Origin of the sequence: Oleiphilus messinensis, assembly GCF_002162375.1 — a bacterium.
Classification (GTDB): domain Bacteria; phylum Pseudomonadota; class Gammaproteobacteria; order Pseudomonadales; family Oleiphilaceae; genus Oleiphilus; species Oleiphilus messinensis.
The window spans coordinates 3548946-3574086 of sequence record NZ_CP021425.1 but is presented as its reverse complement, the minus strand read 5'-3'; the positions used below and the strand labels follow the sequence as shown (position 1 = coordinate 3574086).

Genomic DNA, 25141 nt, shown 5'->3' with positions numbered 1-25141 from the left:
GGGACTAAGTTAAATGTAGTACAGATCCCTATCTTGGATAGAAATCTTTGCGATGAATAGCGCCTGAAACACGAGGTATTTCATTAACAAGAGATTTGGCTAAATAGCGACGTCCGGATTTTATTGGCCACGGATACGTCCAGCACCACTATTCAAAACCCCGTCGTAAGCTCATATGGCAAGCTGTATTGCGGTTCCCAGAGTTCATTCGCGATGCCTCTGACTCGGATGTAGTAGCGTTCGCCTTCGTCGAGTCGGATGGCGATGTTGGGGTCGGTGACGGTTTCCTGGCTTTGGATGATGGTGAACTCTGGAGACTTGGAAAGTTGCACTTCATAACTTTCTGCTACCGGGATGGATTTCCAGAAGACTTTTACCCGGTTGCCACTGTAGTTCACGCTGAGAATGGATGTTGCCTCCATTTTGCCTTTAATGGCGAGGCGGCGGGTTTCGCTGTGGGCGATGTCTTCGCTGCCGGCCAGTGTTTGTACGCGCCAGTAGTAGTATCCCGGGCTGAGCTGAACATCAAGTTGCTGGGCGTTATCCTGAATATAGTTGCTTTGTACGACGGTTTTCTCAAACCCATCGTCGACGGCAATTTCCAAACGCGCGAGTTCATGAGTCGGGGGCATTTTCCAACTGAATACCGGCTGTTTATAATCAAACTGCTGATTATTGGCCGGTGCAACCAGTTGAACGGGGGTTGCCCGGACTTTCACGGTAAAGGTGTGTTTGTAGTCGGTGCCCTCGAAACCTTGTGATCCGACTGCGCGCATGGCAACCAGATATTGTCCGTTTACCAGATTTGTCAGCGTGATATCCGGTTTGGTAATCAAATCGGACTCAACGAGGTCACCATTCTCGTTTTGTTTGAACAATTGGTAACGGTATTGCTGGATGTCTTTAACCGGTTGCCAGGTGAGTGTGATTGGCAGCGTATTGGTCAGCGTTGGCAAGTTTGCCGGTTGTGGTGCTGCAGGCAGAGAGACAATGGTTTGCAGGCCGGATTTAACGTCGCTGCTGGCACCATATCCCGCGGGCAGGGTGATCTCTTTGTTTCCGGTTGTAAACAACACAACACCCTCAGTGACTTCTGCTTGGCTGCCGTTGCCATCGGATGCTAATCGGAATTCTGTTCCTCTTACCGCCGCGACGGCTGAAGGGGTTGTGATCTCATAGCGGGAGCCATTTTCTTTTACGGGCTGCACCCGAGTGGAAACCCGGCCTTTCTCCAGGCGCAGACCGGTGTCGGTCATGCCTGATTTGCCAAATTGGGACAAACGGTTAAATATCAGCGTGGTGTTTTCTTCAACCCTCAACACAGACCCGTCAGCAAACTGAACCAGTATTGAGCCGTTCAGAGTCCGCAACGTATCTCCCACGTTCAACAACGTATTTTTAACGATGGGATCGAATGTCCGTTGTTGGCTGCGTTTCAACAGGGCTTCACCGGAGACAGACAATGCTTTTGCCGGTGCGGGTTGAACCTTGAGCCAACTGATTGGAATGAGCAAAGTATTGCCGGTTTTGACTTGATTGGGATCCTTGATCTGATTGAAACGAACCAGATCGACCCAGGAGTAGCGTTGGTTGAGAAAGGACTCTGCGACGGTCCAGACATTGTCTTCCGGTTTCAAGGCATAGCGCCAGTTACCGGTATTATCCCGGGATTTTCCGTGACTGAGATTGCTTCTTGGTGGGGGTAAGGTCCGAACCTGAGGTTTTGCCTTTTGGGCACTGACACCGGTGGTTACATTGTTTGGGGAGCCGCTGCTGGTCTGGGTCTCGGGTTCAGATTCGGAGTTTGTCGGCTCGACTGCAGTATCTGTCGTTGATTCCGAGGAGAATTGCTGTGCGGTGTTACCGTCGTGTTCATCAGTGAATGCCGGTGAACAAACCAGTGAGAGAACCAGCGCAAACCACAAGGCGATAAACGCTGGAGTTGAATATCGGTTTTTGGAGCCAATTTCGTTTCGTTTCACTGTCACTACCGCACTGCTGGTTTTCAGCGTTCAAGCCCTGTCCCGGTGTTCAAGCTTTTTCGCTTTGATCGACAGTCTCCAGGCGATATCCGTGCTGATAGACCGTCCTGATACGGAACCCATTCTCCGGATTGATTTTTAGTTTCCGTCGCAGCCGGCTCATATGGGTGTCCACTGTTCGGGTGTTAATCGAGCCTTTCAGTCCCCATACACGCTCCAGTAAATAATCTCTGGACAGCAATCTGCCGATGTTTTCGAAGATGAAAGCTGTCAGTTCAAAATCTTTGTCAGTCATGCCGACGGGTTCGCCATCTACTTTGACGGTTCGGGCTTTGACATCAATTTCATAGGGCCCTTTCCTGATCACCTGACTTTCTGTTTCCTGTTGAACCCGCCGGGACAACGCGCTCAGTCGGGCGATCAATTCACCGGTTCGCGGTGGTTTGACGAGGTAGTCGTCTGCACCGGCATTCAGAGCTGCTACGATATCCTGTTCCTGATCCCGCTGGGTCAGAAACAGAACTGGAATACGCCATTCCACCTGGGACCGGATTTGTTTAACCACATCGATACCCTCGATGTCTGGCAGTTCCCAGTCCATAATCAATAGATCGAAACTATTGTGTGTTACAGAGTACAAAAAAGATTCACCTGATACATAGTGTTCACAGGTGTGTCCGTGTTCCCGCAGAATTCGTCCCAGGTTTTCTGCCTGATCCAGTTCATCTTCCAGAAGTGCAATTTTCATAGCTCATCCCGGTATACATAACCCTGACCCAGGTTACATTTACCTTTTCGTTATTGTCTCAATAATAGTCAGAGGGGTCTTGGGTAGTTTTGTTAATCACTTTACGAAATGTAAACTCTATAAAGATGATTGTTAACAATTGCTGAATTGTCAAAAAATCTCTGGTTTTAAAAGGATTTAGGGCAAGCTGTAGATTGTACAGGTGTTTCATTTTCAGAAATTTCCGGTGGCCGCACCCAACTGTTTCAAGGGTTGCTAATGCGCCGATTAAATCAGTATTGTTCTACTTGGAGTCGTATTGTTCTACTATAAGGGCCTTAGACGCAGTACTGAGGAAGCGCGGTGCAGGTTTTGGCCAGGGTTTCCGGTTAAATAGACAGAGGGAGAGCCAAATTGGCTACAACAATCCAAGATTCGATTACACAAAAGCTTGAAGCGCAAATGCCGGTACAAGTGCTTGAGGTGGTAAACGAGAGTCATATGCACAGTGTCCCACCGAATTCCGAGACGCATTTTAAAGTTACCCTGGTCTCAGAGACCTTCTCGGGAATGGGAAAGGTGAAGCGGCACCAACATATTTACCAGATTTTATCGGATGAGTTGGCGGGCGGTGTTCATGCGCTCGCACTCCATACTTACACGCCGGAAGAGTGGCTGCAGGCTGGGCACGCTGCACCGGATTCCCCTAACTGCATGGGGGGGTCGAAACAGTCATGAGCCAGTTCTTTCAGATTCATCCAGAAAATCCTCAGCTTCGGCTGGTTCGGCAGGCCGTGGATATTATCCGTGGTGGTGGGGTGATCGCTTACCCCACTGACTCGGCCTATGCCATTGGTTGTCATATAGGTGACAAAGCCGCGGTAGACCGGATTCGCCGGATTCGTAAGCTTGATGATAAGCATAACTTCACGCTGATGTGCCGCGATCTCTCAGAGATTTCCACGTATGCCAAAGTTGATAATACGCAGTATCGATTGATCAAAAATCATACACCTGGATCTTACACGTTTATCATGAAAGCGACGAGTGAAGTTCCCCGACGCCTGATTCATCCAAAACGTCGTCAGATTGGTTTACGGGTACCGGACAATGCGATTGCGCTTGCTTTATTGGAAGAGCTTTCAGAGCCTTTGATGAGCTGTACTTTGATTTTGCCGGGGGATGATTTGCCGATGACAGATCCCTACGAAATCCGGGAAATGCTGGAGCATGAACTGGATTTGGTCATTGATGGCGGTTTCACCGGTTTTGAACCGACAACAGTGATTGATTTGACCGATGATGAGCCGGTTATTATCCGCGAAGGAAAGGGTGATCCTGAACCATTTCGTGCATGACCTGTTTCGTGTTTAAACTGTTTTCTTAATTAAGCTGTTATCAGCTACGCCGTCACGGAAAGCAAGCTGGGCGTGTCTAAAGCTGTAGGGGAAAACGGGTTGGCAGGTCTGCCGTTTGCCTGAGCCGATTCGTCCGGGGCGGGTTCGGGGTTATGTGCGGGCCGGGTTTGTTCCTGGTAGCTGACATTTTCACCCATCTTCTCATATCGAAAAGCAATATCGCTGAGCTGATTGTGTTGTTGATCCTTACTCAGGATCGAATGAAATAGATTGTTACCCACACCATAGGTGTCTGTGAGTTTGACGACAGTGTCCACGTAGTTCATTGTCGGCTCATAGGCGTTGACTCGGTTGTAGGCGGCTTTGAATGCTTCATTACGATTGAGATCTGCAGCAATCTGTTGTGCGGTATCTCGCTGGATATAGCCGTTTACCGCGATTTCACCCTGTGGATTTTTGACGATGTCGATTTTTACATGACCCGGTATCTTGTATTCACTCAGTTTGTTTTTGACCGTCTCCCTCACAAAAGTGGCATCCTGACCAATTTGTGCTTTGATTTCCCGTAGGGGAAGCTGGCGCAGATTTTGTCGTGTTGTGCTTGTGTTGAGTTCGGCAGTGGTGCTGCTCTGTTCCGCCTTGTTCGTTTCACCTGCCTGATTGACTTTGTTCGTCTGTGTCTCAGCCTCCTGAGCTCGTTTTTGCATAACGAACTGAGAGAAGCCTCTGAAACTGAGCAGGGAATCCAGGGTAGACATCTTTTGCTCCTTCCCATAAGGGGTGAAGTAATCTTGAACGGTTGCAGTATTTCTGGAAAGCGGCAAAAATTTGACGCTTTTCCGATTTTGCTGTCCGATTACACCGTTTGACAGGAATAAAGCAATAACCAGACCAATAAGCAGGAAAGGCATTCGGGGCTGTTTATGTGACCTGTGTGGTGGTTTAGCACATTTGCTGAGGTCAAGCGTGATTGAATCTCGATGTTACAGATATTGATACGTTGGAGATGAAAAAATGGCGAACATTCATGCGGGCGATCATTCCGCTCGATTAAAACCGTTTAACTGGGGTTCAGAACGAGAAATCAGGCTGGAAGATGTTGCCGCATTTAAAGAAGCCGCGCGATATTTTGACCATATTATTTTAGTGCGGGCAACGAATGAATTTTCATTGCCGTTTGTTTCCCGCCCGGGCTTTCGGCCCAAGCCCATAGACTGTAAGCCGAAAACGGCTTCTGTCCATTCGTTCGCCAGTACGGGGTTGCATATCAAATGCGCCGGGTTGGTGGTCGATCCTACACTCCTGCCACATGCCTTTACCGGCCAAAAAGGTACCGCAGCGTTACAGTGCTGGGAGAAGTTCACTGCCGGGCGAAGTGCCGATGAAAAACGCCGGAAGGTTTTTACCCGGCGAAATGATGCCGGTTTTTATGCTGTAGATACGGATACGATGAGCCCATATTTCGGTTGTCTGATGCTGACCGATATGAGCTTGCCCCGTCGGGACTTTTCCCTCACCCAACAGGCTTCAAGAAACTTCAAAGCGGCCCAACTGAGTTATATCCATGGTGATTATGACTTGTATGGGTTAATTGATGTTGCACACGTGAGTCAGGTGTTTACGGAGACGAAAACACGACGTTTAGCCGAAAAACATGTCAGTGATGAAGAACTGTTTGGCATGAAAAGTTTTCATAGCCCCATTTTTCATGATGTGCAAACATTTCTGAATGCGGCAATCGGTGTCCCTATGATTCAGCATGGCTCCCAGGATACATTTGGCCATAGTGATGAGAAACTTTATGTCTTCACTCCCGTAGGGGGCGTGTTTGTTGTTGATGAAAATGAAGAATCGATTCGTGCGATTTACCGTCACGTATTCCGGGAAGAACCGATTCAGCAAAGTTTTTGAGGTCTGAAATTCTGTTGCTTATTGAAGCTGTGCTATCTAAGCTATCGGAATAGCCAATAAGAGACAGAAAAAATATCCATGACAGATCGTTCAGACCGCAAACCACTGTGCCCAGTTGAGCATGACCAATGTGAATACCTTTCTGAACTGGTCGAGTTGCGGCAGCAGGTGTCACAACTCGCTGAACTGGTTCATACCGATACGCTAACCGGGTTGAATAATTTTCGGTTCTTCATCCAGGCACTTGAGCAGGAACTGGAACGTACCCGTCGTACCGGATACTCCACGGCTCTGGTGATGATGGATCTGGATCATTTCAAACAGGTTAATGACCAGTGGGGGCATGAAGTTGGTAATAAAGCGTTGGTGCTGGCCGCTCAACTGATCCGCGCCGGGGTGCGCAAAATGGATATTCCTTGCCGTTACGGCGGAGAAGAGTTTGCGATTATTCTGCCGTCCACCGATTTAAGACAAAGTATTCAGGTTGCCGAACGTATTCGGGAAATGCTGGAGAACTCGCCCTTGTTCATTCAGGATGCCCAAGAGATCAATTTAACGGCCAGTTTTGGTATTGAGTTGTTCCGCTTTGGTGATAGCAGTGATGCCAAACAATTGGTACGAAAGGCAGATCAACTCTTATATGAAGCGAAAGCATCCGGGCGTAACCAGGTGTGTTTTGGCACTCAGGAACAAGATGCATCTGCCGCTGCAGTCAGTGAAGAGGAAAAAGATACTTTGTTCAGCCTGTTTGGTGGTCAGCAGGCAGATGAGGAGTAGGGGGTGGCGATAAAGCACTCCGGATTCTGCGCTTATTGTTCGTGAGGAACAGAATCCGGAGGGGAGAACAAGATAACGATCACGCCAAGTGAAATCGCCCGTCTTCTTCCACAAACGGGTTGGTCAATGTTGAGTCTACACCCAAAAACTGCGCGGCAGGGTGCCCCGCGATTATCATTTGTTTGATAGAGTTCAGGTCATGTTTAGGTACATCGATCATCATCAGATATTGACCTTTTTCAATACGATTGTGGAATCGTTTTAACTTGTAGTTTTCCTTCGAAATACCGCCGATGCCGCCAATCCAGCCACCAATAAGCATAAAGAATGCACAAATACCCACGGTTCCAAGTAGCGAAACCTCCAATACGCCGCTAAGATTTAGCGGTATCAGTGTAAATAACGCCGCAGTCAGACCCACAATAGCACCGCGCTCCAGGTACCGAACCACGTCTGACTTGTAGAGCACATTTGCACTGTGAATGTGGTGGGTATACAAACCGGCCTCGTTGCTGGTTAAAGTATGTAACCGCCAGTCACTCAATCCCTGTTGGTGGAGGTCGGTCATTACATCGTTAACACAGCTCAGAGTTGAGGTAGCAAAGTACAACCTTTTCATAATTCCTCCTGTTATCTGTTTTATCAGTACAGTTGAGAAAGAAAATGCGCCCGTCTAAGCCCTCATGATGACTTTTCCGATTGGTGACAAGCGTACTACCATTATAAAACTTTGATGTCGCGCATAGTAATCTCTCTGAGAATGAGTACTAATAAGAACCTCGTCCGATACAATGATTCGGTCTTACCCGTTATGATCAGGATACTCTGATGTAATGACCGCGACGACGCTTGCTACGTTGTTGAAAATTGTCGCTTTATCGAATACTGTCGCTTTGACGGACCTAGTCACTTTGCCGAAATAAGGAACATTCCATGCAGTCCTTTTTGTACCGTTTCAATACTTTTTTCGAGCGTGCGCCCCTGTGGCTTCTACCATATCGCTGGTTTGTTGTGATGTTTTTTTTGTTGCTTACCGGCCTGTTTGTCTACGGTACATTGCATTTTTTCAAGATGGACATGTCCTTGGAAAGCTGGTTTCGGGATGACGACCCGGCAAAACACTCACTTGATGAATTTCGTAAACAATTTGGTAGCGATGACGGGGTATATGTCGTCTATGCACCGGAAGATGGTGATGTGTTCTCGGCTAAATCCATCAAGACTCTGGCGGCTTTTCACTCTGCGCTGGATGATGCGCGAATTCGGTTTACAGAGGAAAATCCTGGCCCATTGACTCGAATTCAACGTATAGACAGTCTATACAATGCCCGTTACCAAAAGGCGGATGGCGATACATTGATTATGAAAAAATTGATCGCCAGTGATTACCCGGATACCGATTCGCAGCGCGAGCATTTACGTAAAATCGCACAAAGCCAAAACAATTTTGAGTTGGCGTATTTTTCAAAAGATTTCCGCTATGGTGGCATTCGCCTCAAAACCGATTTTGGTGTTGTTCCCTTGGCCTTGCCTTTGACCGGAGATGAGGGTGATACGGGACTTGATACCGAAGGCGAGACCGACTTCCTATCCGCCGATGATATGCTGCTCGGTGATGAATTGGTGGTGGATGAATCAATTTCCGTTGAGGAAATTGAATACGCCGATATGCAGATGGCGGAGTATCTCGACTTTATGACGGCTTTGCGCGCAGTTGCGGATTCACCGGAATTCAGTGAGTTTCGCTTTTACTACACCGGCAATGCGCCGATGATGGAATTTGCCCTGAACAACATGAAGCAAGCCAGTGTGCTGCTGCTTTTTATGATCTTTATTGTGGTCGGTTTGCTCTGGTTTTTGTTTAGATCACTGAGTGCTGTGGTGTGGCCTATTGTTGTTATTGCCGGGTCGGCGTTCTGGACAATTGGTGCGGCAAGTTGGATGGGGGTTACGCTCTCTAATATGGTCACCCTGACATTTATGCTAATTCTGGCCGTGGGCATCGCCGATTGTGTGCATGTGTTGAGTAGTTATATTTTTTTCCGACATCGCCACGAGCACCGGGAGGCCATTCAAATGGCTTTCAGGAAAACCGGCTTGCCGATCTTTCTGACAACCATCACGACTATGGCGGGGATGTCCGCATTGATGGTCAGTGATATTCCGCAAATTGGTGTTTTTGGTGTCACCTCGGCAATTGGTGTTGGCGTGGCATTTATCCTCACCATCCTCGTTTTTCCCGTATTACTGGACGTGTGGCATCCAAAAGTTCGCGAGGATACAGCGCAACCTGTCCGAAAACATGCCCATTGGTTACAGCCACTGTTGAACCGCATTCCGGGTTGGGTGACTAAACGCGCTAAAACCATCGTCATTGTTTACCTTGGAATATTCCTGATGTTTGTTATCGGTGCTGCGAATGTGAAAGTCGACTCTAATTTTGCCGAATTAACCAAAGAAGGCAGTGAAATCAGAGTCACCTATTCCATTGTCGATGAGTCGATGATGGGAGGGCAAAATATGGAGGTTTTACTGCAATTTGGCCAGCGCAATGCCCTCAAGGATCCCGTTGTATTGCAAGCGGTTGATGATTTTCAGCGGTTTATTGAGGCAGAGTACGACCATTATGTGGTTAAAACGTTCTCGCTTGCTGATTTTGTGAAAGACACCAACAAGATTATGAATGGTGGTAATCCAACCTTCGAACGTATTCCAGAGGATGAGCGTCTCGCGGCGCAGTTAATCTATCTGTTTGACAATGCCAATCCCGTGGATCGGCGTAATCTTGTGGCGGATGACTACAGCAAAAGCCATATCAGTATCCAATTGCGGAACGCCGGTTCATACGAATATACCCAGTTTTTCGATGAAATTAAGGGGGACGTGAAGCGCTTCTTCAATCCGCTTACTGATCGCTATCCGGAGGCACAATACAGTGTCACTGGGTCTTTGGCGCTGATGATGGAGTTAATCGATCATATTAGCTGGACTCAGATCAAAAGTTTCAGCTTTGCCTTGTTGATTATAACGGTATTGATGATGTTGACTCTGGGGTCGGTACAGGCGGGCCTGATCTCCATGGTGCCAAACCTCCTTCCTGCTTTCTTTACCTTTGGTTTGATGGGATTGTTGGGTATACCGCTTGACACGGATACGCTGATTATCGCCCCTTTGATCATCGGTATCGCAGTAGATGATACGATTCACTTTGTTGCCCACTACCGTGATGCCTGGTTTGCTTCGGGTGATGTACACCAAGCGTTGGAAAGTACGATCAAAGAGGTGGGGCAGGCGGTTACATTTACGACACTTATATTGGGCGTTGGTTTTTCGATGCTGGCGTTTTCGGATTATCTGGGCCTCGCGAAAACCGGTATTTTTGGTTCCATGGCAATTTTTGTGGCGTTGTCATCAGATCTATTGTTATTGCCAGCGCTGATTAAATGGGTCAAACCTGATTTAGGGCGCAAAAAGTATCTGGCCAGTGCTGCGCAGGTTGCGATTTAAATAATTACAAGTTTGGGAGAACAATAATGGATACAAGGTCGCTTTGGGCTTCCGGTATGTTGATGGTGTTGTTGGTGTTTTCTGTGTCTTTACGTGCTGAAAATGCTGAAAGTACTAAAAATGCTGAAAGTACTAAAAATGCTGAAAGTCCCAGTTTATCAGCCCGCGAGATCGTCGATAAAATGGATGCATTGCAGCGTCAAGCCGCCGATTCGACACTTTCGCTGTCTCGCTTGTCGACCTGTGCATTTGGCATCAAAGACAAGCGCGTGGCCTGCGTTGAAGAACCCCGAGTCAAAGTGATGGAGTCGGTGTCTGATCAATCCGGGGCGAGCATGAAGGACAGCAAAGCCATCTCGATCTTGCTGGAGCCCGCCAGTGAGCGAGGTATCGGTATGTTGACCTACACCTATGATGATCCCAATCGTGATACTGAGTCCTGGTTGTATTTATCGGCACTGGGTAAGGTGAAGCGAATGGCCAGCGGTACCGGTGAAGATCAGGAGCCTGTCTCCCTATTTGGGTCGGAGTTTACGACTGAGGATATGGAAACTGGTAAAACCGATGAATATACCTACGAAATTCTGCAAGAAGGCCCTTACGGTGGGCGCCCGGTTTGGGTAATTGAAGCCCGTCCGACCGAAATCCGGCTGCGAAAAACCAATTACAGCAAGTTGATTTTCTGGGTGGATCGTGAACGCTTCATAGCCTTAAAGATGCAGACCTATGACAAGCGGGAAAAATTGTACAAGCGAATTATTTTTAAAGAAATCGAGAAGATTAACGGGATCTGGATTGCCCGGGATGTCACCGTGATGAATCTTCGCAGTCAGCGGCTATCGAATATGCAGACTGAATCGATTGCGATGGGAATAACAGTCGACCCTGACTTCCTGACCCAACGAACACTGATTGATTTTGCTTATCGTGAGAAGGCACTTGGAAAATTACGGCAACATTTCTAGTAGCAGTTTACCGGGATCCATCGTGGTTTGCTGAGTTAACTCGTGGTTCACTGAGCGCGAATAATAGTAATGATGAACTATCTGTCTACGACAAAGAAAAATACAGACTATCTGACGGTCTTTTTGATCTCGAGCTTATTCACGGGAACATGCTCTGCACAACTGTTGGCGTCCGAGTTGCTTGAAGATGATGTTCTGGTATTTGACTCTGACACACTGCAGACAGTGGATTCCGGTTCATGGTGGGATCGTAAACCGGCTGCCCTGAAGTTGTCTGCTGAACAACTGATGAGCCAAGCGCCAGGAAATGTAGATGCGCTTAGAACCCGTGCAGGGCTTGAATACGAAGATGCGTTTTACCCTGGTTGGTTCTTCCGATTGGATACCCGGTACACGTATTACTGGCGTACAGACCGAGAAGCTGAACGTAACCGGGGGGACTATGGCGAGCTGCAAACTAATGATCTTTGGGTACAATACAGTCAAAATGATTGTAACCTTAAAGTGGGGCGTCAGACGTTAGTCTGGGGAGAAGTTGAGGGGACCTTTGCAGTCGATATCGTTTCCCCCTTTGATTATACGGAGCTCTTGCTTACCGATTTTAATGAAGTGCGTCTCGCTCAAGATATGTTGGTCGGCGCCTGTTTTTTTGGCCAAGTGCAAACTCAGATTTTTTTTACCCCTGAAGCGTTGACGGATGTCTATCGTCATCGCAGTAAGACGTATGATGAAAAAGTCGGGTCAGAGTGGGGAGGGCGCTTGAAGTGGTTGTGGACCGGCGGGGATATCACGTTTTCATATGCGCGCCTGTATAGTAACCAGCCAATATTGGTTCTGCCATCTTATGAAAGCAGCTTGTCTCGTTTTCACTTTCTTGGCCTCAGTTCTTCAATCGCAATAAGGCGATTGTTGTTTAAACTGGATATTGGTTACAAGACCGATCAAAAAATACCATTCACGGCTCGTGAGGCGGATACGCTGGATATCGCCGCTGGCGTTGAATACACTACGGCAACTAACCACAATTTTAACATTGGAGTATGGACTAATGAGTACATCGATGACGACGCCGATCTGACCCCTGAACATTATGTAACGTTTGGCTGGAACAAACTTTATCTTAATGATGACTTGACGATGAGTGCGTTGGTTAACTGGAGCAAGGCACCGAAAGCCTATGGTGGTACCTTACTGAGCCAATACAAATGGGATGACTATATTTCGACTGATCTGGCCTTGAGCTGGTCAGATTACAAGGACGGGCGCCAAAACACAAATCCGGAAAAAGCGATTACGCTTAAAGTGAAAGTCGTGTTTTGATAGCAAATTCAAGAGCGTTCCCTATAGGAATCGAACCTATATTTACTCCTTAGGAGGGAGTCGTTTTATCCATTAAACTAAGGGAACATCGAGAGGGGCGTGAGTTTACCATTCTTCCGTTAAGCTGTGAATATGCTGATGTGTTGTAAATGGCTTAATGTGCTGTGGGCCGAAACGGATTTTGGCTTGGAAATAGGGGGTCACCCGGTTTTTTCTTGATCAAGACAATATCGGGGTGTAGCAGGCGTTGTCGCTGCGCTGTTCGATAACATAATTGTGCGAGCCTATCGGGCATGATCGGCCTGCTGAGTGACCCGATCAAATGTAATTTCTGATTCAACGCTATATTGACAGCCAGTTGGATGATGCGTTCATTCAGTGTAGTTAATATCAGCGAGATGTCTGGTGGTTTGTTAGGCAAGGATATTTTCGTTTCTTCAATTGAACCAATTGACTGATCTTGTGTCATAATTTTCAATTAATGCAGAATAATGCCGCGTAAAGTGACGATACGTTTCTACTTTTTTAAAAGTTAATTTGAACAGGCTGTACTATGCTCGATACCCGCCCGATGTTAATGGTAACTGATTTTCCTGAAATTAAACGAGACCGAATGGATATGCTGCAGGTTAATCTTGGCTATCTATGTAATCTTAGTTGTACCCACTGCCATGTGAATGCCGGGCCTCGTCGAACTGAATTGATGACGCGCGAGACAGTTGATCTGGTATTGTCCTACCTGGAAACCCATGATGTCGGGGCGCTTGATCTAACCGGCGGGGCTCCCGAGATGAACCCCGAGTTTCGCTATCTCGTTCAGGAAGCCCGGCGCTTAGGTGTAAAAGTAATTGATCGATGCAATCTAACCATCTTGTTAGAACCAGGATACGAAGATCTGGCGGCGTTTCTCGCCGCACATCAAGTTGAAATTGTGGCCTCATTACCCTGTTATTTGAAAGAAAACGTAGATAAACAGCGTGGTAAGGGGGTATATGATAGCAGTATAGAAGCCCTCATCCGATTGAATGACTTGGGATATGGCATGCCGGAAACCGGCCTCAGCCTGAACTTGGTTTATAACCCCGGCGGGGCCTTCTTGCCACCCGGACAGGCTGCATTGGAATCTGAATATAAACGTCAGTTGGATGAGCACTTTGGTATTCAGTTCAATCAATTGTTCACAATCGCGAATATGCCAATCAGTCGGTTTGGCAGCGTTTTGTTATCCAAAGGGGAGTTTAACAACTATATGGCATTGCTAAAGAGTGCCTATAGTGAAGAAAACCTCAAAAATGTCATGTGTCGTTCCCTGATCAGTCTCGATTGGCAAGGCTATCTCTACGATTGTGACTTTAATCAGATGCTTGATATGCCACTCATCGCCTCCGACCGAACTAAAACCCATTTAAGTGAAATTATGGACAACGATCTGACCGGACAAGCCATTCAGGTTGGCGCCCATTGTTATGGTTGCACCGCTGGGCAGGGTAGCAGCTGCGGTGGCGCGTTGTAGGCATTCGCTTGGTTCCCGACCAGAGTGCGCAAATCAGTTATTAGCTCGAAATCAAGTCGTGTAGTCATGCTGTGAGTATTGCTGTTAGTATGACTACTTGTTTAGAGTAAATGAAGATATTGCGAGTATGAACCAACAAGGTACCCCGGAACCCGGAGTATGGCTGTCCGTTATTGTGCCAACCCTGAACGAAGAAGCCTCTATTGTTGAGACGCTGGCTCCCCTGCAACCTTATCGAAATCATAACGCTGGCCTGGAAGTCATTTTATCTGATGGTGGCAGTCAGGATGACACCCTGGCTTGCGCAAAAGACGGGGTTGACCATATTGTTCGTTCTTTGCCGGGTCGTGCTCGACAAATGAATGCCGGTGCAGCCAGGGCACAAGGCAGGATCTTACTCTTCTTGCATGCGGATACCCGTTTACCCCCGGATTTCTTCGAGCAACTCCATCTATTCCACACCTCTAACCGGCTATGGGGGCGGTTTGATGTACAGCTCAGCCATCCTGCACCGGTTTACAGACTAATCTCCCGGTTGATTAATTTACGCTCCAGAGCTACCAGTATTGCGACTGGCGATCAGGGTATTTTTGTGCAAAAGGTGATATTTCAGGAACTGGGAAAGTTCGCCGATATTGTGCTGATGGAAGATGTTGAGTTTTGCAGGCGTATGCGTGCAATGCAGCCCGCGTACTGCATTTCTTCCCGGGTCATTACCTCCAGCCGTAAATGGGAGCGAGAAGGTGTGCTACGGACAATTTGGTTGATGTGGCGTTTACGCTGGCAGTTTTTCCGCGGGGCAGATCCAGAGACCCTGTGCCGGCGGTATTACGGTGATGCTTACGTAAAAAAAATCGTGTCATCAGACTCGTAACAACTGAGGAAATAAGGCTGATATGCTTCTTATCCAATTTGCAAAATGGCCTGTACCGGGCAAAGTAAAAACCCGCATCGCAAAAAGTGTGGGAGATGAACGGGCTTGTGAAATTCACTTGGCGTTAACCCGGCAGGTTTTGCACAATCTACGTCGAACTACAGATGCTCAGGTTGAATTGTGGTTTGATTCGATTCCCGAAGCCAGCAGCGATGAATTCAAATTCGGCAAAAGCCTGTGGACCGAACTGGAAGAAGCCGGTATTCCGGTTCGATTGCAGCAAGGCGATGATCTGGGGGCTCGTATGTACCATGCTTTGTCCGACGGACTTGAACGCCAGTCTGCAAAAAAACGAGAACAAAAAGTAGTCATTGTCGGGAGCGATTGTCCCACAGTAGACGACCGATATTTGCAATTGGCTCGAGACAGATTGGATCAGTGTGATCTTGTCCTCGGGCCCTCTGATGATGGCGGTTATGTTCTGATTGGTGTCTCCAGAATAAATAACGCGTTACTCTGTGATACCCCGTGGGGGACGGAAACGGTATTACAGACCACCGTGCAGCGTGCTCAAGACTGTGGGTTGAAGTATGATTTACTTCCCATAACCTGGGATATCGATGATATTGATGATTACGAGCGTTGGGTGAGGAGCAGGGCCCAAATACCACCGTTTGACGTAGTCAAAGAGTCCATGGGTTTCAATGGAGTATAGATCCTTCAGTCAAGCCGAAGGATTGTTTTCGAGTGTTTTTGGGCAAGTACTACGTTAGCATCGAACGGCAAGACGGTATGTTGCCGTTGCCTAAGAGCTCATTGCGATGTATCAGATTATTCTGCTGCAAATAAACCAGTAATTCATCAACACAGTTTTCAACGTTTTTGTTCTCTGTGTTGATTGTAATTTCGGGATTATCTGGTGCTTCATAGGCTGAATCGATACCCGTAAACTGCCTGATCTCACCTTGCCTGGCTTTTCTATAAAGCCCTTTTGGATCACGCTGTTCGCAGACTGTAAGCGGTGTGTTCACATACACTTCGATGAATTCACCTTGGGGCAGTATGGCCCGCGCCATATCACGATCCCGTTTGAAGGGTGAAATAAAGGCGCACAGAATGATTGTGCCGGCATTGACGAAAAGCTTTGATACTTCAGCGATACGACGAATGTTTTCCACTCGATCCTCATCGCTGAAGCCTAGATCCTGATTCAAACCATGGCGGACATTGTCGCCATCCAGCAAATAGGTGTGATGACCGGAGGCATGGAGTCGGTGCTCAAGCGCATTGGCAAGGGTTGACTTGCCTGAAGCGCTCAACCCCGTAAACCAGAGAACATAGGATTTTTGCGATTTTGACTTGGCACGAGCTGCTTTGGAGAGAGTTTGTTCATGCCAAGTGATGTTCATTTATGTTCCTGTATGTTAACTGGTTAAGCTCGATGCGTTTGATTGTTCGGGTCGGACATATACCGTCATCTGCGATTTAATAAGCTGACCGTCGCTACTGTTGTTATTTTTATAGTGAACGTTTCCAGTAACTTCAAGTCGGGTTTTTTCAAGAACGGTTTCAATAACATCAAAACTATTGATTTTTGACTGTCTCAACAGGTTACGCGTACCGCTTAGGGAATAAAAAATCCGGTCAGCCTCAAGCATTGCTTTGATGTCTGGAGACGCTGCCATTTTCAGCTGTTCCCGAATTTGCCTTACATTCGCATCGGAAGGCAGAAAGCTGGAAGGCACCGATTGTTCAAGAAATTGTGACAACTGAGGGGCGAGCATCGTCAGGTTAAGACGTATCAGGCCCTTCTGTTGACAAAGTTTTTTGGCTTTGAGGATATATTCCAGCTGATTGCTGCTGTATTCGCCTAAATCGATGAAATCAAAAAGTTGCGTGTCTTGAGCCACTTCAACAGCATTTCGAGCGACGTAGAATGAAATGTTCTGCAAATTCATTTCGCGACTTTTATTGATCGCATAGGCTATGTTGTGGGGGTTGCCATCGGTAGCAACAACCTCTACATCAGTAAAATACTTTGCCATGGCCATGGCGTTTTCACCCGTCTGACAATCTGTGACGAGTATCCGTATGGGTCGCGACTTAACGTCTTCATCAAGTTCAGCTCCCGCAACCTGTTTCTTTAATGCTTCATAGAAACGGGACTCGTTCTGGAATGGTAAGGACTTCCAGCGGGGATAAGCAATATTTGAGGTATGATGATTGAAACCATTTGCAATCTCGGATGTGTCGCTTGGTAAATTGAAGCGAATCGCATGGAGATCCGACGGGTCATACAAGTTGGCTTGTAACAGGAGTTGCATTGCAGCAGGCCAGTCGCTACGGTCATAATTCATGAGTTTGTAGCTGTAATTCTGATTATAGAGCGATTTATACATACTCACGACAATCAAGGCACCTGCCAGGTCGTCTGTATTCCAATTACCACTTACCGTCGCTCTAATGCATTCGTCGATTTGCTCGATCAGAATAGTCTCATCGTTGGAGCTGGAAAATAGATAATCTGTCCGTTCTGCAATCAGACCAATAGACAGGGCAAGTTGTTGTAACTCGTCCCGCAGTGAGCCGGTTTGAACGACTTCAACAAGAATACTTTGACGAAGTAGTGTGATTAGTTCTTCTACTTTTGTGTCGGTCAGGTCGGAGAGAGACAGTGCACAGATAAGCAGTGTATCTGAAGCCAGGGCTTCCAGGTCGAGGTTGGCATCATCATTATCCAGGTCATACTTGAAGCGCAGCAAGGAAAAACTCAGATTTCCCAAATCAAGGTGATCAATATCATCCATATCGAACATGGATAATAAGTCTTGTTCAAGTTCAGTGTCATAGTGGTCTGCCTTGAGGTTTGTACAGCATTCCAGCAGTGCGGCTTTTCCTGACTGGTTAAGCAAGTTCTTGCGCAGGAGTGAACGGTAGCGAAGAAATGCACCGAGATAATCTTGGCGTAAGAAATAGCTCAGTGCAATTCCACTGAAAGCTTGAACCGATGCGCTGTCGCAAGCGAGTGCTTTGGTGAAATAGTCTTCTGCCTGGGCGTGTTCTTTTTGCGCAATTGAAACATAGCCTCGGTTGATCCAGAAAATGGTTTTTTCCGGATTTAGTGCGATAGCCTGTTCAATCATGTCACGAGCTGAACTCGTTTCACCTTCGTCAAGCGCGATTCGGCCCAATAAATTCAGTGCGTCAGCTTGGTCTGGATGGTTCTGTGTCAGGCGGAATAGCAATGCTTTTGCCATCTTTCTGGCATGTTCGCGGTGCTGGGTGTCAACACTGCTGCTGTTTGAAATCTGGTACCAGCGATTGGCATCGATTAAGTCGCGTGCCGCTCCTGCCACCAAGCCATCGGCTGAAGACAGTTCATCGAGCAATTCCAGGGCGTGCAGTGTTTGCATGACCAACTCCTATGTATAAGACTTCTGCTGTGCAGTTTTATTCGTTGTGTTTCAATTGTACGGTTATTGTGGGGAGCTCAATTTAACGTTCGTTAGCCTTGCAGGAGCTGTAAAACCTGCTGTGGCTGACCATTTGCCTGCCCCAATATGGATAAACCGGCCTGTTGCAATACTTGAGAACGCGATAACTCTGCGGTTTCGGCTGCGAAATCAGCATCCCGGATGCGGGAGTTTGCTGCTGCAAGGTTTTCGACCGCAATTGCCTGATTCGATATCGTTGATTCGAAACGGTTTTGAATCGCACCAAGATTTGCTCGCTGCAGGTTAATCAAATTCAAGGCGTTATCCACCGCATCCAGTGCCAGAATGGCACCATCTACGCTCGAAATATCAATATCCTGAACCAGCTGACCCGTTTCATTGGAGCCGTAGGTGCCGACTTCAAAGCCCGTGTTTTCGATATCGCCGGTAATGGTGTCAAGTTCGATCTGACCAGCAGAGAGTAAAGTAATCGAACTCTGTGTCGGTGTCGTCAAGACAAGGTCAACGCCACCTGAATCCACTAATCCGAGGTTTGCCTGGTTAAAGGTACCACTGGTGGCGGTCAAGTTATCGAGAAATATATTTCGACCATCTTCGGCTACCAACCTGAACGTATCCCCAAGAGCCTCAGCAGAAACACCGGTTTGACCTGCCTTATTATTAATCGCAGTAATAATCGCATTCTGTTTGTCTGCACCGGTATCGGCTGCACTGTAGGCAATATTGATGGTTACACCATTTATATCAATACTGCCAGAGCCTGCAGCACCTGTTGTGATGGCACCAGCATTCAGTGTTGTTGAGTTAACTTCAGCTCTTACACCGGTTTGTTCGGCTATATTGTTGATTGCCTGTGCCTTGGCGATAGCGCTGCTGGCATTCTGGGTGCTGGATGCAGTATCGAATGAGGCTAACGTTGGCCCCACCGGGACTCCGTTTATGACCAGATCTCCAGTCACAAGCGTTTGGTTGTTGACTTCCTGGCTGATGGCACCACTGTTGCTGCCACTGAATTCTCCAATGGCCAGTCCTGCGTTATCAATATTGCCGGTCGTCGTATCCAGTCCAATTGCGCTGCCGTCTTTGGAGACCAGGGTGAAGCTTCCAGAATATGTCGTTGCAGTGGCAATACCGGCATCCGTCGCCGTAACCGTACCATCACCGATTACAATGTTTCGACCATCTTCTGCGGTGAGCGTGATCCCGGTTCCGGAGTTCCCTCCGAAGGTCGCGACAACGCCGGTTTGTCCAGAGCTTTCATTAATGGTGTTGGCGATGTTTTCGAGGTTTGCCTCGTTGGACAGTAAAGTAGAGGCGGCCACGTTGATCGAAACACCATTAATCGTGATGTTACCGCCTGCGCCAATCGCTGCTGCACTGAATGTTGACGTGCCGCTTACGGAGGTATTGTTGACGACGGCTTCGACACCCGTCAGATCGGAGACTTCATTAATGGCTGCCACTTTGGCAATCGCTGACTTTTCCTGCTCCAGGCTGGAGAAGGCGTCATCAACCCCGCTGGATGCGCCAACAGCGATGCCGTTGATAACCAAATCACCTGCAAGCATTTGCTGAACAGTTTGAGTTGGCCCACCCTGTTGGTCAGAACTGATACCATCTGTGTTGGCCGCCCCGAGTTGATCGACAGTCGCACCGTCGATGCCAAAGGTTACACTTTCACCTTCATTGGCTCCGATCTGGAAGGTTACATCCGAGAACGTGCCATCGAGTAGTTTTGTGCCGTTAAAGTTGGTTTGCTCGGAAACCCGCTTGATTTCTTCTTTGAGCTGTTGCACTTCCTGATTCAGTGCTGCTCTGTCAATGTCACTGTTGGTCGCGTTGGCGGATTGCAGTGCCAGGTCACGAATACGGAGCAGGGAGTCAGTCATCGCTCCCAAAGCACCTTCAGCTGTTTGAGCAAGGGAAACCCCGTCGCCGGCATTTCGAATTGCGACGTCTAAGCCCCTAACCTGTGACGTGAATCGGGTGGAGATAGCCAACCCGGCTGCGTCATCTTTTGCACTGTTAATTCGAAGACCCGAGGACAAACGTTGCAGTGCTGTCTGATTGGCAGACTGAGACGTATCCAGGTTTCGTTGTGCGTTAATCGACGCAATATTGGTGTTAATGATTTGAGGCATAACATTTCCCCTTGCTAATAAACCACCAGCTCAATATGTAAATTCGTGGTGACCTTGCTAATACACTAGCGGCAATTAAAATTTACCTTGCCTGCTTCAAAGCTAAAGCTGTGCCAACTGTTCAAAAATTTATATACTATTCGGGTATGTGTAATTAAATCAGTATGATACGATCATCATTTGATCGGTTGGGTGGTGTGAATCAATGCTGATTGCCGCGTCGGAAATTTGGCGGGGGAAATGAATTGCCATATTCAATACGGTTAAAAAGTCAGCATTTTGCCGCTTTTCATCGAGATTCTGGTAGAGAGTACACTGGTAGATGTTGAATTTTATACTCTCACTTGGCAGCGATGCGCCGCCGGTAAGTGCAAAATTGCTCTATTATGGAGAAAACGATAAAGCGTTGATTTGTATTTGTTTGCGGAGATCTCTGATCAATGAAATTAGCGGTAATACCTGCACGAGGCGGCAGTAAACGTATTAAGAAGAAAAACACTCGGCAATTCGCCGGAAAACCAATCATTGCCCATACCATCTTAGTAGCCTTGGGTTCGGGGTTATTTGACCGGGTAATCGTTTCAACGGATGATAGCGATATTGCCACGGTGGCGGAGGCATATGGTGCAGATGTGCCTTTTATACGGCCTGCGCATTTGGCTGATGATCATGCAGTAATTGCTGACGTGGTTCGGCATGCCGTAGAGTGGTTCGAGCAAAAGGGGCAATATTTTGCTGCGATAGGCTGTCTGTATGCAACAGCACCACTCATACAGCCACGCTATTTAAAGCAGGGGTTAGAAATTATAGAACAAGGACAAGCCGACTTTTCGCTTTCGGTAACTACGTTTCCTTATCCGATACAACGTGCCTTGAAATGTGACGAGCAGGGTTTACTGCAAATGGCTCAACCGGAATATGCTCTGACGCGATCACAGGATTTGCCTGACTGTTTTCATGATGCGGCCCATTTCTATCTGGGAACCGCAGATGCTTTTAAAGGTAATGTGCAGTCTCCACGAACCGCAGGGATTCAGGTTCCGAGATATCTGGTGCAGGATATTGATACGGAAGAAGACTGGCAATTCGCTGAATTAATCTACCAGGCTCATCAGGCGCAACAAATACAGAAATTTCAAGAAAATAGCTAACTGCCAATATCGCGATACAACAGAAGGTATCGCTATAAATCAACCAAATATATCGTTATAAGTTAACCAGCGTGTTCTGTATCAAGCTGTTACTGCTGTTCGAAAGAGGTAAATGAATGACTCAAGCGCTCTCCGAGGTCAGGATCGCATCCCGACGTGTATCTGATCAGGAAGATCCTTTCATAATTGCTGAATTTTCAGGTAATCACGCCCAGGATTTAGCAATCGCTGAAGAAATGGTGCGCGCTGCTGCCCGTGCAGGTGTCGATGCAATCAAACTGCAGACTTATACTGCCGATACGATCACTTTGGATGGGAAGAGTCGCGAGTTTCAAATCCGTGATGACTCAAGCCTGTGGAAAGGGGAAACGCTGCACTCATTATATAAAAAAGCCTGTACGCCCTGGGCATGGCATTCCCAGCTGTTCTCATTGGCCAGGGAAAACGGATTAATTGCCTTTAGCTCTCCATTTGATGAAACCAGTGTTGAGCTTTTGGAATCATTGGATGTTCCCTGTTACAAGATTGCGTCCTTTGAACTCAATCATTTTCCGTTATTGAAAGCCTTGGCTAGAACAGGAAAGCCCATAATTATGTCAACCGGGATGGCAACTCTGGAAGACATCGACGCGTCAGTAGAGTATTTATACCAGCAAGGTTGTAGTGAGCTTGTCTTGTTAAAATGTACCAGTTCTTACCCCGCACCAATCAAAGATGCGAATTTGCGTACGATAGAAGATATGAAGCGCCGCTTTCAGATCCCCGTCGGGCTCTCGGATCACTGCCAGGGCATTGATGTCGCGTTGGCCTCCGTCGCGTTGGGCGCGAATGTAATTGAGCGCCATATTGTGCTCGACCGAAATACCGAAGCGGTAGATGGAGCTTTTTCTTCAACTCCGGAGGAGTTTAGTCGCCTGGTTGGTCAGACGAAAAATATTAGCGCTGCGCTTGGCAAAGTGCAGTACGGTCCGTCTGAGTCAGAGTTGGATTCGTTAAAGTACCGACGCTCAATCTATGTTACGCAGAATCTTGAACCCGGGGCGATCCTGACTGCAGAGAATATAAAGGTGATCCGGCCTGGTTATGGTTTGGCACCCAAGTTTTTTGAAGAGGTATTAGGGAAAAAGGTGAATAAAGCAAAATTAGCCAATACGCCCTTACATGCAGATGACATCGATTAATGCCAGATTTTCTTTTTCGTTTCGATGCCAATCAACGAGTGGGCGCGGGTCACTTAATGCGCTGTGTCGCCCTGATTGAGGGGCTTCTTGAACGAAGCTATTCGGTTCGGGTGCAGGGCGATATTTCAAAGCCCTATTCAGATCGATTGGAGCAACTGGGTGTGTTACGAGTTGATAACGATCATAAAATAAACGCTAAATGTATATTTATCGATGATTATCGTGATCTATCAGAATTGATTTCCGAAGAACAGACTCATGCTCCAGTTGTTATATTTGAAGATAACGGTCATCGTTCAAGTCCCGCAGTAAAATTGGTCATTAGTGCTTTTGGCAACAAACTTCAATTAAAACATCGATACCCCAACGCCAGAATATGTTGTGGTATTGGCTATTTGTCATTTCGCGCAGAAATTCAGCGAGCGAAAATTCAGAACCGTGTTCAGCACTTAAATGTAACAACAGGCAACTTAGTGGGGATGGCTCAGCAAATGAAAGTCATCATCACGTTTGGTGCTACCGTGCAACAGGATTTGATAAATCGCGTCATTCGCGTTCTGGATGGGATTCTCCACGAATCCTGTGCGGTTACGGTGTATGCTCCCGTTGAGTTCAATTTTCCAGATTGTGATCGCCCGATTTATTTTGAGCCGATTACCGAAGCTTTTTTCAGGAATGTCGTGACGGCCGATTTAGTCATTTGCGCTGCGGGTCAGACATTTCTCGAGTTGCTTTACATAGGTATTCCGGTAGTTGGTTTGGTGATCGCTACGAACCAGATCGATTGTGCAACACACTTGCGTTCACTCGGCGCAACCGTTATAGAATTTTTGGATAGTTTGGAAGCGGAACTGACACAGATTTTGTTGGAAAAATGGCCGCGCTTGCATAAAAACACGACTGAGATTATCAATGAATTTAATGAATCAGGTGAGCGAAATAAACAAATATCCACCCGTATTCAGGATCTTATTGGATATAGAGAGACTGAACTGTTAAGCCACTTGAGCAATTTAATCCTATGAATATCCTGATCACAAGTATCGGCCAAAAAACAAACCTGGCAAAATATTTCCGCAGAGCTCTGGCAAACGAGGGTGGTGGGCAGGTTCTGGGGGCGGACTCTAATTCGTCTGTGTTGGGCAAGCATTTTGTAGATAAGTTTATCCGCTCCCCGGACAGTGATTCACAGGGGTATGCAAATTGGTTGCTAAATGTCATTGAAGCCCATGAAATCAGGTTGGTGGTGCCAACGCGAGATGGTGAATTGAGTACGCTCTCTTCTTTGGTCGAAGTGGCCTGGAGCCGTTCTCGTTGCCGCATTCTTGTGCCTGCGAGCGAGACGTTGCATTACTGTCTAGACAAGTCACGCTTCAGTCAGTGGTGCCATGAAAATAACTTTAAACAACCGAATCCGCTCAGTTTTCATACACTCAAAGAAGCCGATGTTCCATTCATCATAAAACCCAGAACAGGATCAGGCGCTAAAGATATCAAGGTCGTGCATGACTGGGATGAATGGTGTGAAATCCAGCCCGTCAGTGACAAGAAATATATTGTTCAAGAGTATGTGCAGCATTCGCCGGAATATTCTATTGACCTATTTGTTGATTGGCATGGCGAAATCAAGAGCGTTGTTCCCAGGATCAGGTTAAGCGTATCCCGTGGTGAAACCATTCATGGCAGGGTTGATCTTGATGCAGAGATAATTGAGCAATCCAGCAGATTAGCCCGGACTTTGGGGCTAGTGGGGCACAACACCATTCAATGCTTCAAGCGTGACAGCGCGGTATTGTTCACGGAAGTCAATGCTCGATATGGGGGGGGCTTTACGCTGGGAGTTGAGTCTGGAGCCGACACCCCCCGGTTTATTGTAAGAGAAGTTCTTGGCAAGGACATACACTTTAATCGAGATCAGTTGGTTGATCAATTAGAGATGGTTCGCATTCAAAAAGATATTTTTACTTCGGGAACAACGCGACGCAAAGTGTATTGTTTTGATCTGGATGGCACGTTATGTACTGAGTCATGCACCTATGAAGAGGCAAAACCCATCCAGCTTATGATTGATAAGGTAAACCGCCTCTATGGGCAAGGGCACGAAATTGTGATTGCTACCGCCAGGGGGGCTTCGAGCGGGATCTCCTGGCGAACCTTGATCGAAGAGCAACTGAATGCTTGGGGCGTTCAATACCATCGTTTGGTTACAGATAAACCTTTTGCCGACTATTATATTGATAACAAGTCGATCGATGTATTGGAATTTATCTAATCAAAAA

General features: G+C 47.2%; 21 protein-coding genes and 1 tRNA gene. 14 read left to right on the top strand and 8 right to left on the bottom strand.

The annotated features are described in order from the left end of the window. Nucleotides 1–152: 152 nt before the first annotated feature. Nucleotides 153–1982, bottom strand: a complete 1830-nt coding sequence (locus tag OLMES_RS15580; RefSeq protein WP_157678334.1) for a FecR domain-containing protein — start codon at nucleotides 1980–1982, stop codon at nucleotides 153–155. A gap of 49 nt (nucleotides 1983–2031) precedes the next feature. Further along, complete coding sequence (locus OLMES_RS15575) at nucleotides 2032–2730, bottom strand: response regulator transcription factor (protein WP_087462117.1); 699 nt, start codon at nucleotides 2728–2730, stop codon at nucleotides 2032–2034. Nucleotides 2731–3171: 441 nt separating this feature from the next. Between OLMES_RS15575 and OLMES_RS15570 the strand changes: the two genes are divergently transcribed. Both OLMES_RS15570 and OLMES_RS15565 read left to right on the top strand, forming a co-directional pair. After that, nucleotides 3172–3447 (top strand): BolA family protein, encoded by a 276-nt coding sequence (locus OLMES_RS15570; protein ID WP_087464506.1) that lies wholly within the window; start codon nucleotides 3172–3174, stop codon nucleotides 3445–3447. Then, entirely contained in the window at nucleotides 3444–4067 is a 624-nt protein-coding gene (locus tag OLMES_RS15565; protein WP_087462116.1) for an L-threonylcarbamoyladenylate synthase, read from the top strand. Before OLMES_RS15570 ends, OLMES_RS15565 begins: the two co-directional genes overlap by 4 nt. Before the next feature lie 44 nt (nucleotides 4068–4111). On the opposite strand, the gene OLMES_RS15560 is transcribed toward OLMES_RS15565, so the two are convergent. Further along, nucleotides 4112–4978: a hypothetical protein gene (locus OLMES_RS15560; RefSeq protein ID WP_087462115.1), complete on the bottom strand. Its 867-nt coding sequence runs from the start codon at nucleotides 4976–4978 to the stop codon at nucleotides 4112–4114. A gap of 103 nt (nucleotides 4979–5081) precedes the next feature. Between OLMES_RS15560 and OLMES_RS15555 the strand changes: the two genes are divergently transcribed. Both OLMES_RS15555 and OLMES_RS15550 read left to right on the top strand, forming a co-directional pair. Next, on the top strand, nucleotides 5082–5978 hold the full coding sequence (locus OLMES_RS15555; RefSeq protein ID WP_087462114.1) for a hypothetical protein: 897 nt from the start codon (nucleotides 5082–5084) through the stop codon (nucleotides 5976–5978). A gap of 78 nt (nucleotides 5979–6056) precedes the next feature. Beyond that, nucleotides 6057–6755, top strand: a complete 699-nt coding sequence (locus OLMES_RS15550; protein ID WP_087462113.1) for a GGDEF domain-containing protein — start codon at nucleotides 6057–6059, stop codon at nucleotides 6753–6755. A gap of 79 nt (nucleotides 6756–6834) precedes the next feature. Here OLMES_RS15550 and OLMES_RS15545 read toward each other — a convergent pair whose 3' ends face one another. Then, nucleotides 6835–7374 (bottom strand): hypothetical protein, encoded by a 540-nt coding sequence (locus OLMES_RS15545; RefSeq protein WP_087462112.1) that lies wholly within the window; start codon nucleotides 7372–7374, stop codon nucleotides 6835–6837. A gap of 314 nt (nucleotides 7375–7688) precedes the next feature. Here OLMES_RS15545 and OLMES_RS15540 point away from each other — a divergent pair, with 314 nt between their 5' ends. The 3 genes from OLMES_RS15540 to OLMES_RS15530 all read left to right on the top strand — a co-directional run bounded on the left by OLMES_RS15540 (nucleotide 7689) and on the right by OLMES_RS15530 (nucleotide 12547). After that, nucleotides 7689–10262, top strand: a complete 2574-nt coding sequence (locus tag OLMES_RS15540) for an efflux RND transporter permease subunit (protein WP_198342995.1) — start codon at nucleotides 7689–7691, stop codon at nucleotides 10260–10262. Between the two features lie 26 nt (nucleotides 10263–10288). Beyond that, the gene (locus OLMES_RS15535; RefSeq protein WP_087462111.1) at nucleotides 10289–11227 is read left to right on the top strand and encodes an outer membrane lipoprotein-sorting protein; all 939 of its coding nucleotides are present in this window, start codon (nucleotides 10289–10291) and stop codon (nucleotides 11225–11227) included. 69 nt (nucleotides 11228–11296) lie between these two features. Next, nucleotides 11297–12547, top strand: coding sequence for a DUF1302 family protein (locus OLMES_RS15530; RefSeq protein WP_087462110.1), 1251 nt, complete (start codon nucleotides 11297–11299; stop codon nucleotides 12545–12547). 15 nt (nucleotides 12548–12562) lie between these two features. Here the strand turns inward: OLMES_RS15530 and OLMES_RS15525 are convergent. Then, nucleotides 12563–12634: transfer RNA gene (locus tag OLMES_RS15525), tRNA-Arg, on the bottom strand. Between the two features lie 466 nt (nucleotides 12635–13100). Here OLMES_RS15525 and arsS point away from each other — a divergent pair. From arsS to OLMES_RS15505, 3 genes are all read left to right on the top strand, one after another. Beyond that, nucleotides 13101–14060, top strand: a complete 960-nt coding sequence (arsS, locus tag OLMES_RS15515) for an arsenosugar biosynthesis radical SAM (seleno)protein ArsS (RefSeq protein WP_087462108.1) — start codon at nucleotides 13101–13103, stop codon at nucleotides 14058–14060. A gap of 127 nt (nucleotides 14061–14187) precedes the next feature. Next, a complete protein-coding gene (locus tag OLMES_RS15510) occupies nucleotides 14188–14934 on the top strand; it encodes a TIGR04283 family arsenosugar biosynthesis glycosyltransferase (protein ID WP_087462107.1) in 747 nt (248 codons plus the stop codon). A gap of 22 nt (nucleotides 14935–14956) precedes the next feature. Next, nucleotides 14957–15649, top strand: a complete 693-nt coding sequence (locus tag OLMES_RS15505) for a TIGR04282 family arsenosugar biosynthesis glycosyltransferase (RefSeq protein ID WP_087462106.1) — start codon at nucleotides 14957–14959, stop codon at nucleotides 15647–15649. Between the two features lie 49 nt (nucleotides 15650–15698). On the opposite strand, the gene cysC is transcribed toward OLMES_RS15505, so the two are convergent. The 3 genes from cysC to OLMES_RS28875 form a co-directional block, all read right to left on the bottom strand. Then, nucleotides 15699–16343, bottom strand: coding sequence for an adenylyl-sulfate kinase (gene cysC, locus OLMES_RS15500; protein WP_087462105.1), 645 nt, complete (start codon nucleotides 16341–16343; stop codon nucleotides 15699–15701). 15 nt (nucleotides 16344–16358) lie between these two features. Then, entirely contained in the window at nucleotides 16359–18347 is a 1989-nt protein-coding gene (locus tag OLMES_RS15495) for a tetratricopeptide repeat protein (RefSeq protein ID WP_087462104.1), read from the bottom strand. 92 nt (nucleotides 18348–18439) lie between these two features. Continuing rightward, entirely contained in the window at nucleotides 18440–20530 is a 2091-nt protein-coding gene (locus tag OLMES_RS28875) for a flagellin N-terminal helical domain-containing protein (protein WP_087462103.1), read from the bottom strand. 440 nt (nucleotides 20531–20970) lie between these two features. On the opposite strand from OLMES_RS28875, the gene pseF reads away from it, so the two are divergent. The 4 genes from pseF to OLMES_RS15470 all read left to right on the top strand — a co-directional run bounded on the left by pseF (nucleotide 20971) and on the right by OLMES_RS15470 (nucleotide 25134). Next, the gene (pseF, locus tag OLMES_RS15485) at nucleotides 20971–21681 is read left to right on the top strand and encodes a pseudaminic acid cytidylyltransferase (RefSeq protein ID WP_087462102.1); all 711 of its coding nucleotides are present in this window, start codon (nucleotides 20971–20973) and stop codon (nucleotides 21679–21681) included. 116 nt (nucleotides 21682–21797) lie between these two features. Then, nucleotides 21798–22862, top strand: coding sequence for a pseudaminic acid synthase (gene pseI, locus OLMES_RS15480; RefSeq protein WP_087462101.1), 1065 nt, complete (start codon nucleotides 21798–21800; stop codon nucleotides 22860–22862). Then, a complete protein-coding gene (locus OLMES_RS15475; protein WP_087462100.1) occupies nucleotides 22862–23887 on the top strand; it encodes a hypothetical protein in 1026 nt (341 codons plus the stop codon). Before pseI ends, OLMES_RS15475 begins: the two co-directional genes overlap by 1 nt. Continuing rightward, a complete protein-coding gene (locus tag OLMES_RS15470; RefSeq protein WP_087462099.1) occupies nucleotides 23884–25134 on the top strand; it encodes an ATP-grasp domain-containing protein in 1251 nt (416 codons plus the stop codon). Before OLMES_RS15475 ends, OLMES_RS15470 begins: the two co-directional genes overlap by 4 nt. The last annotated feature ends 7 nt before the right edge of the window (nucleotides 25135–25141 follow it).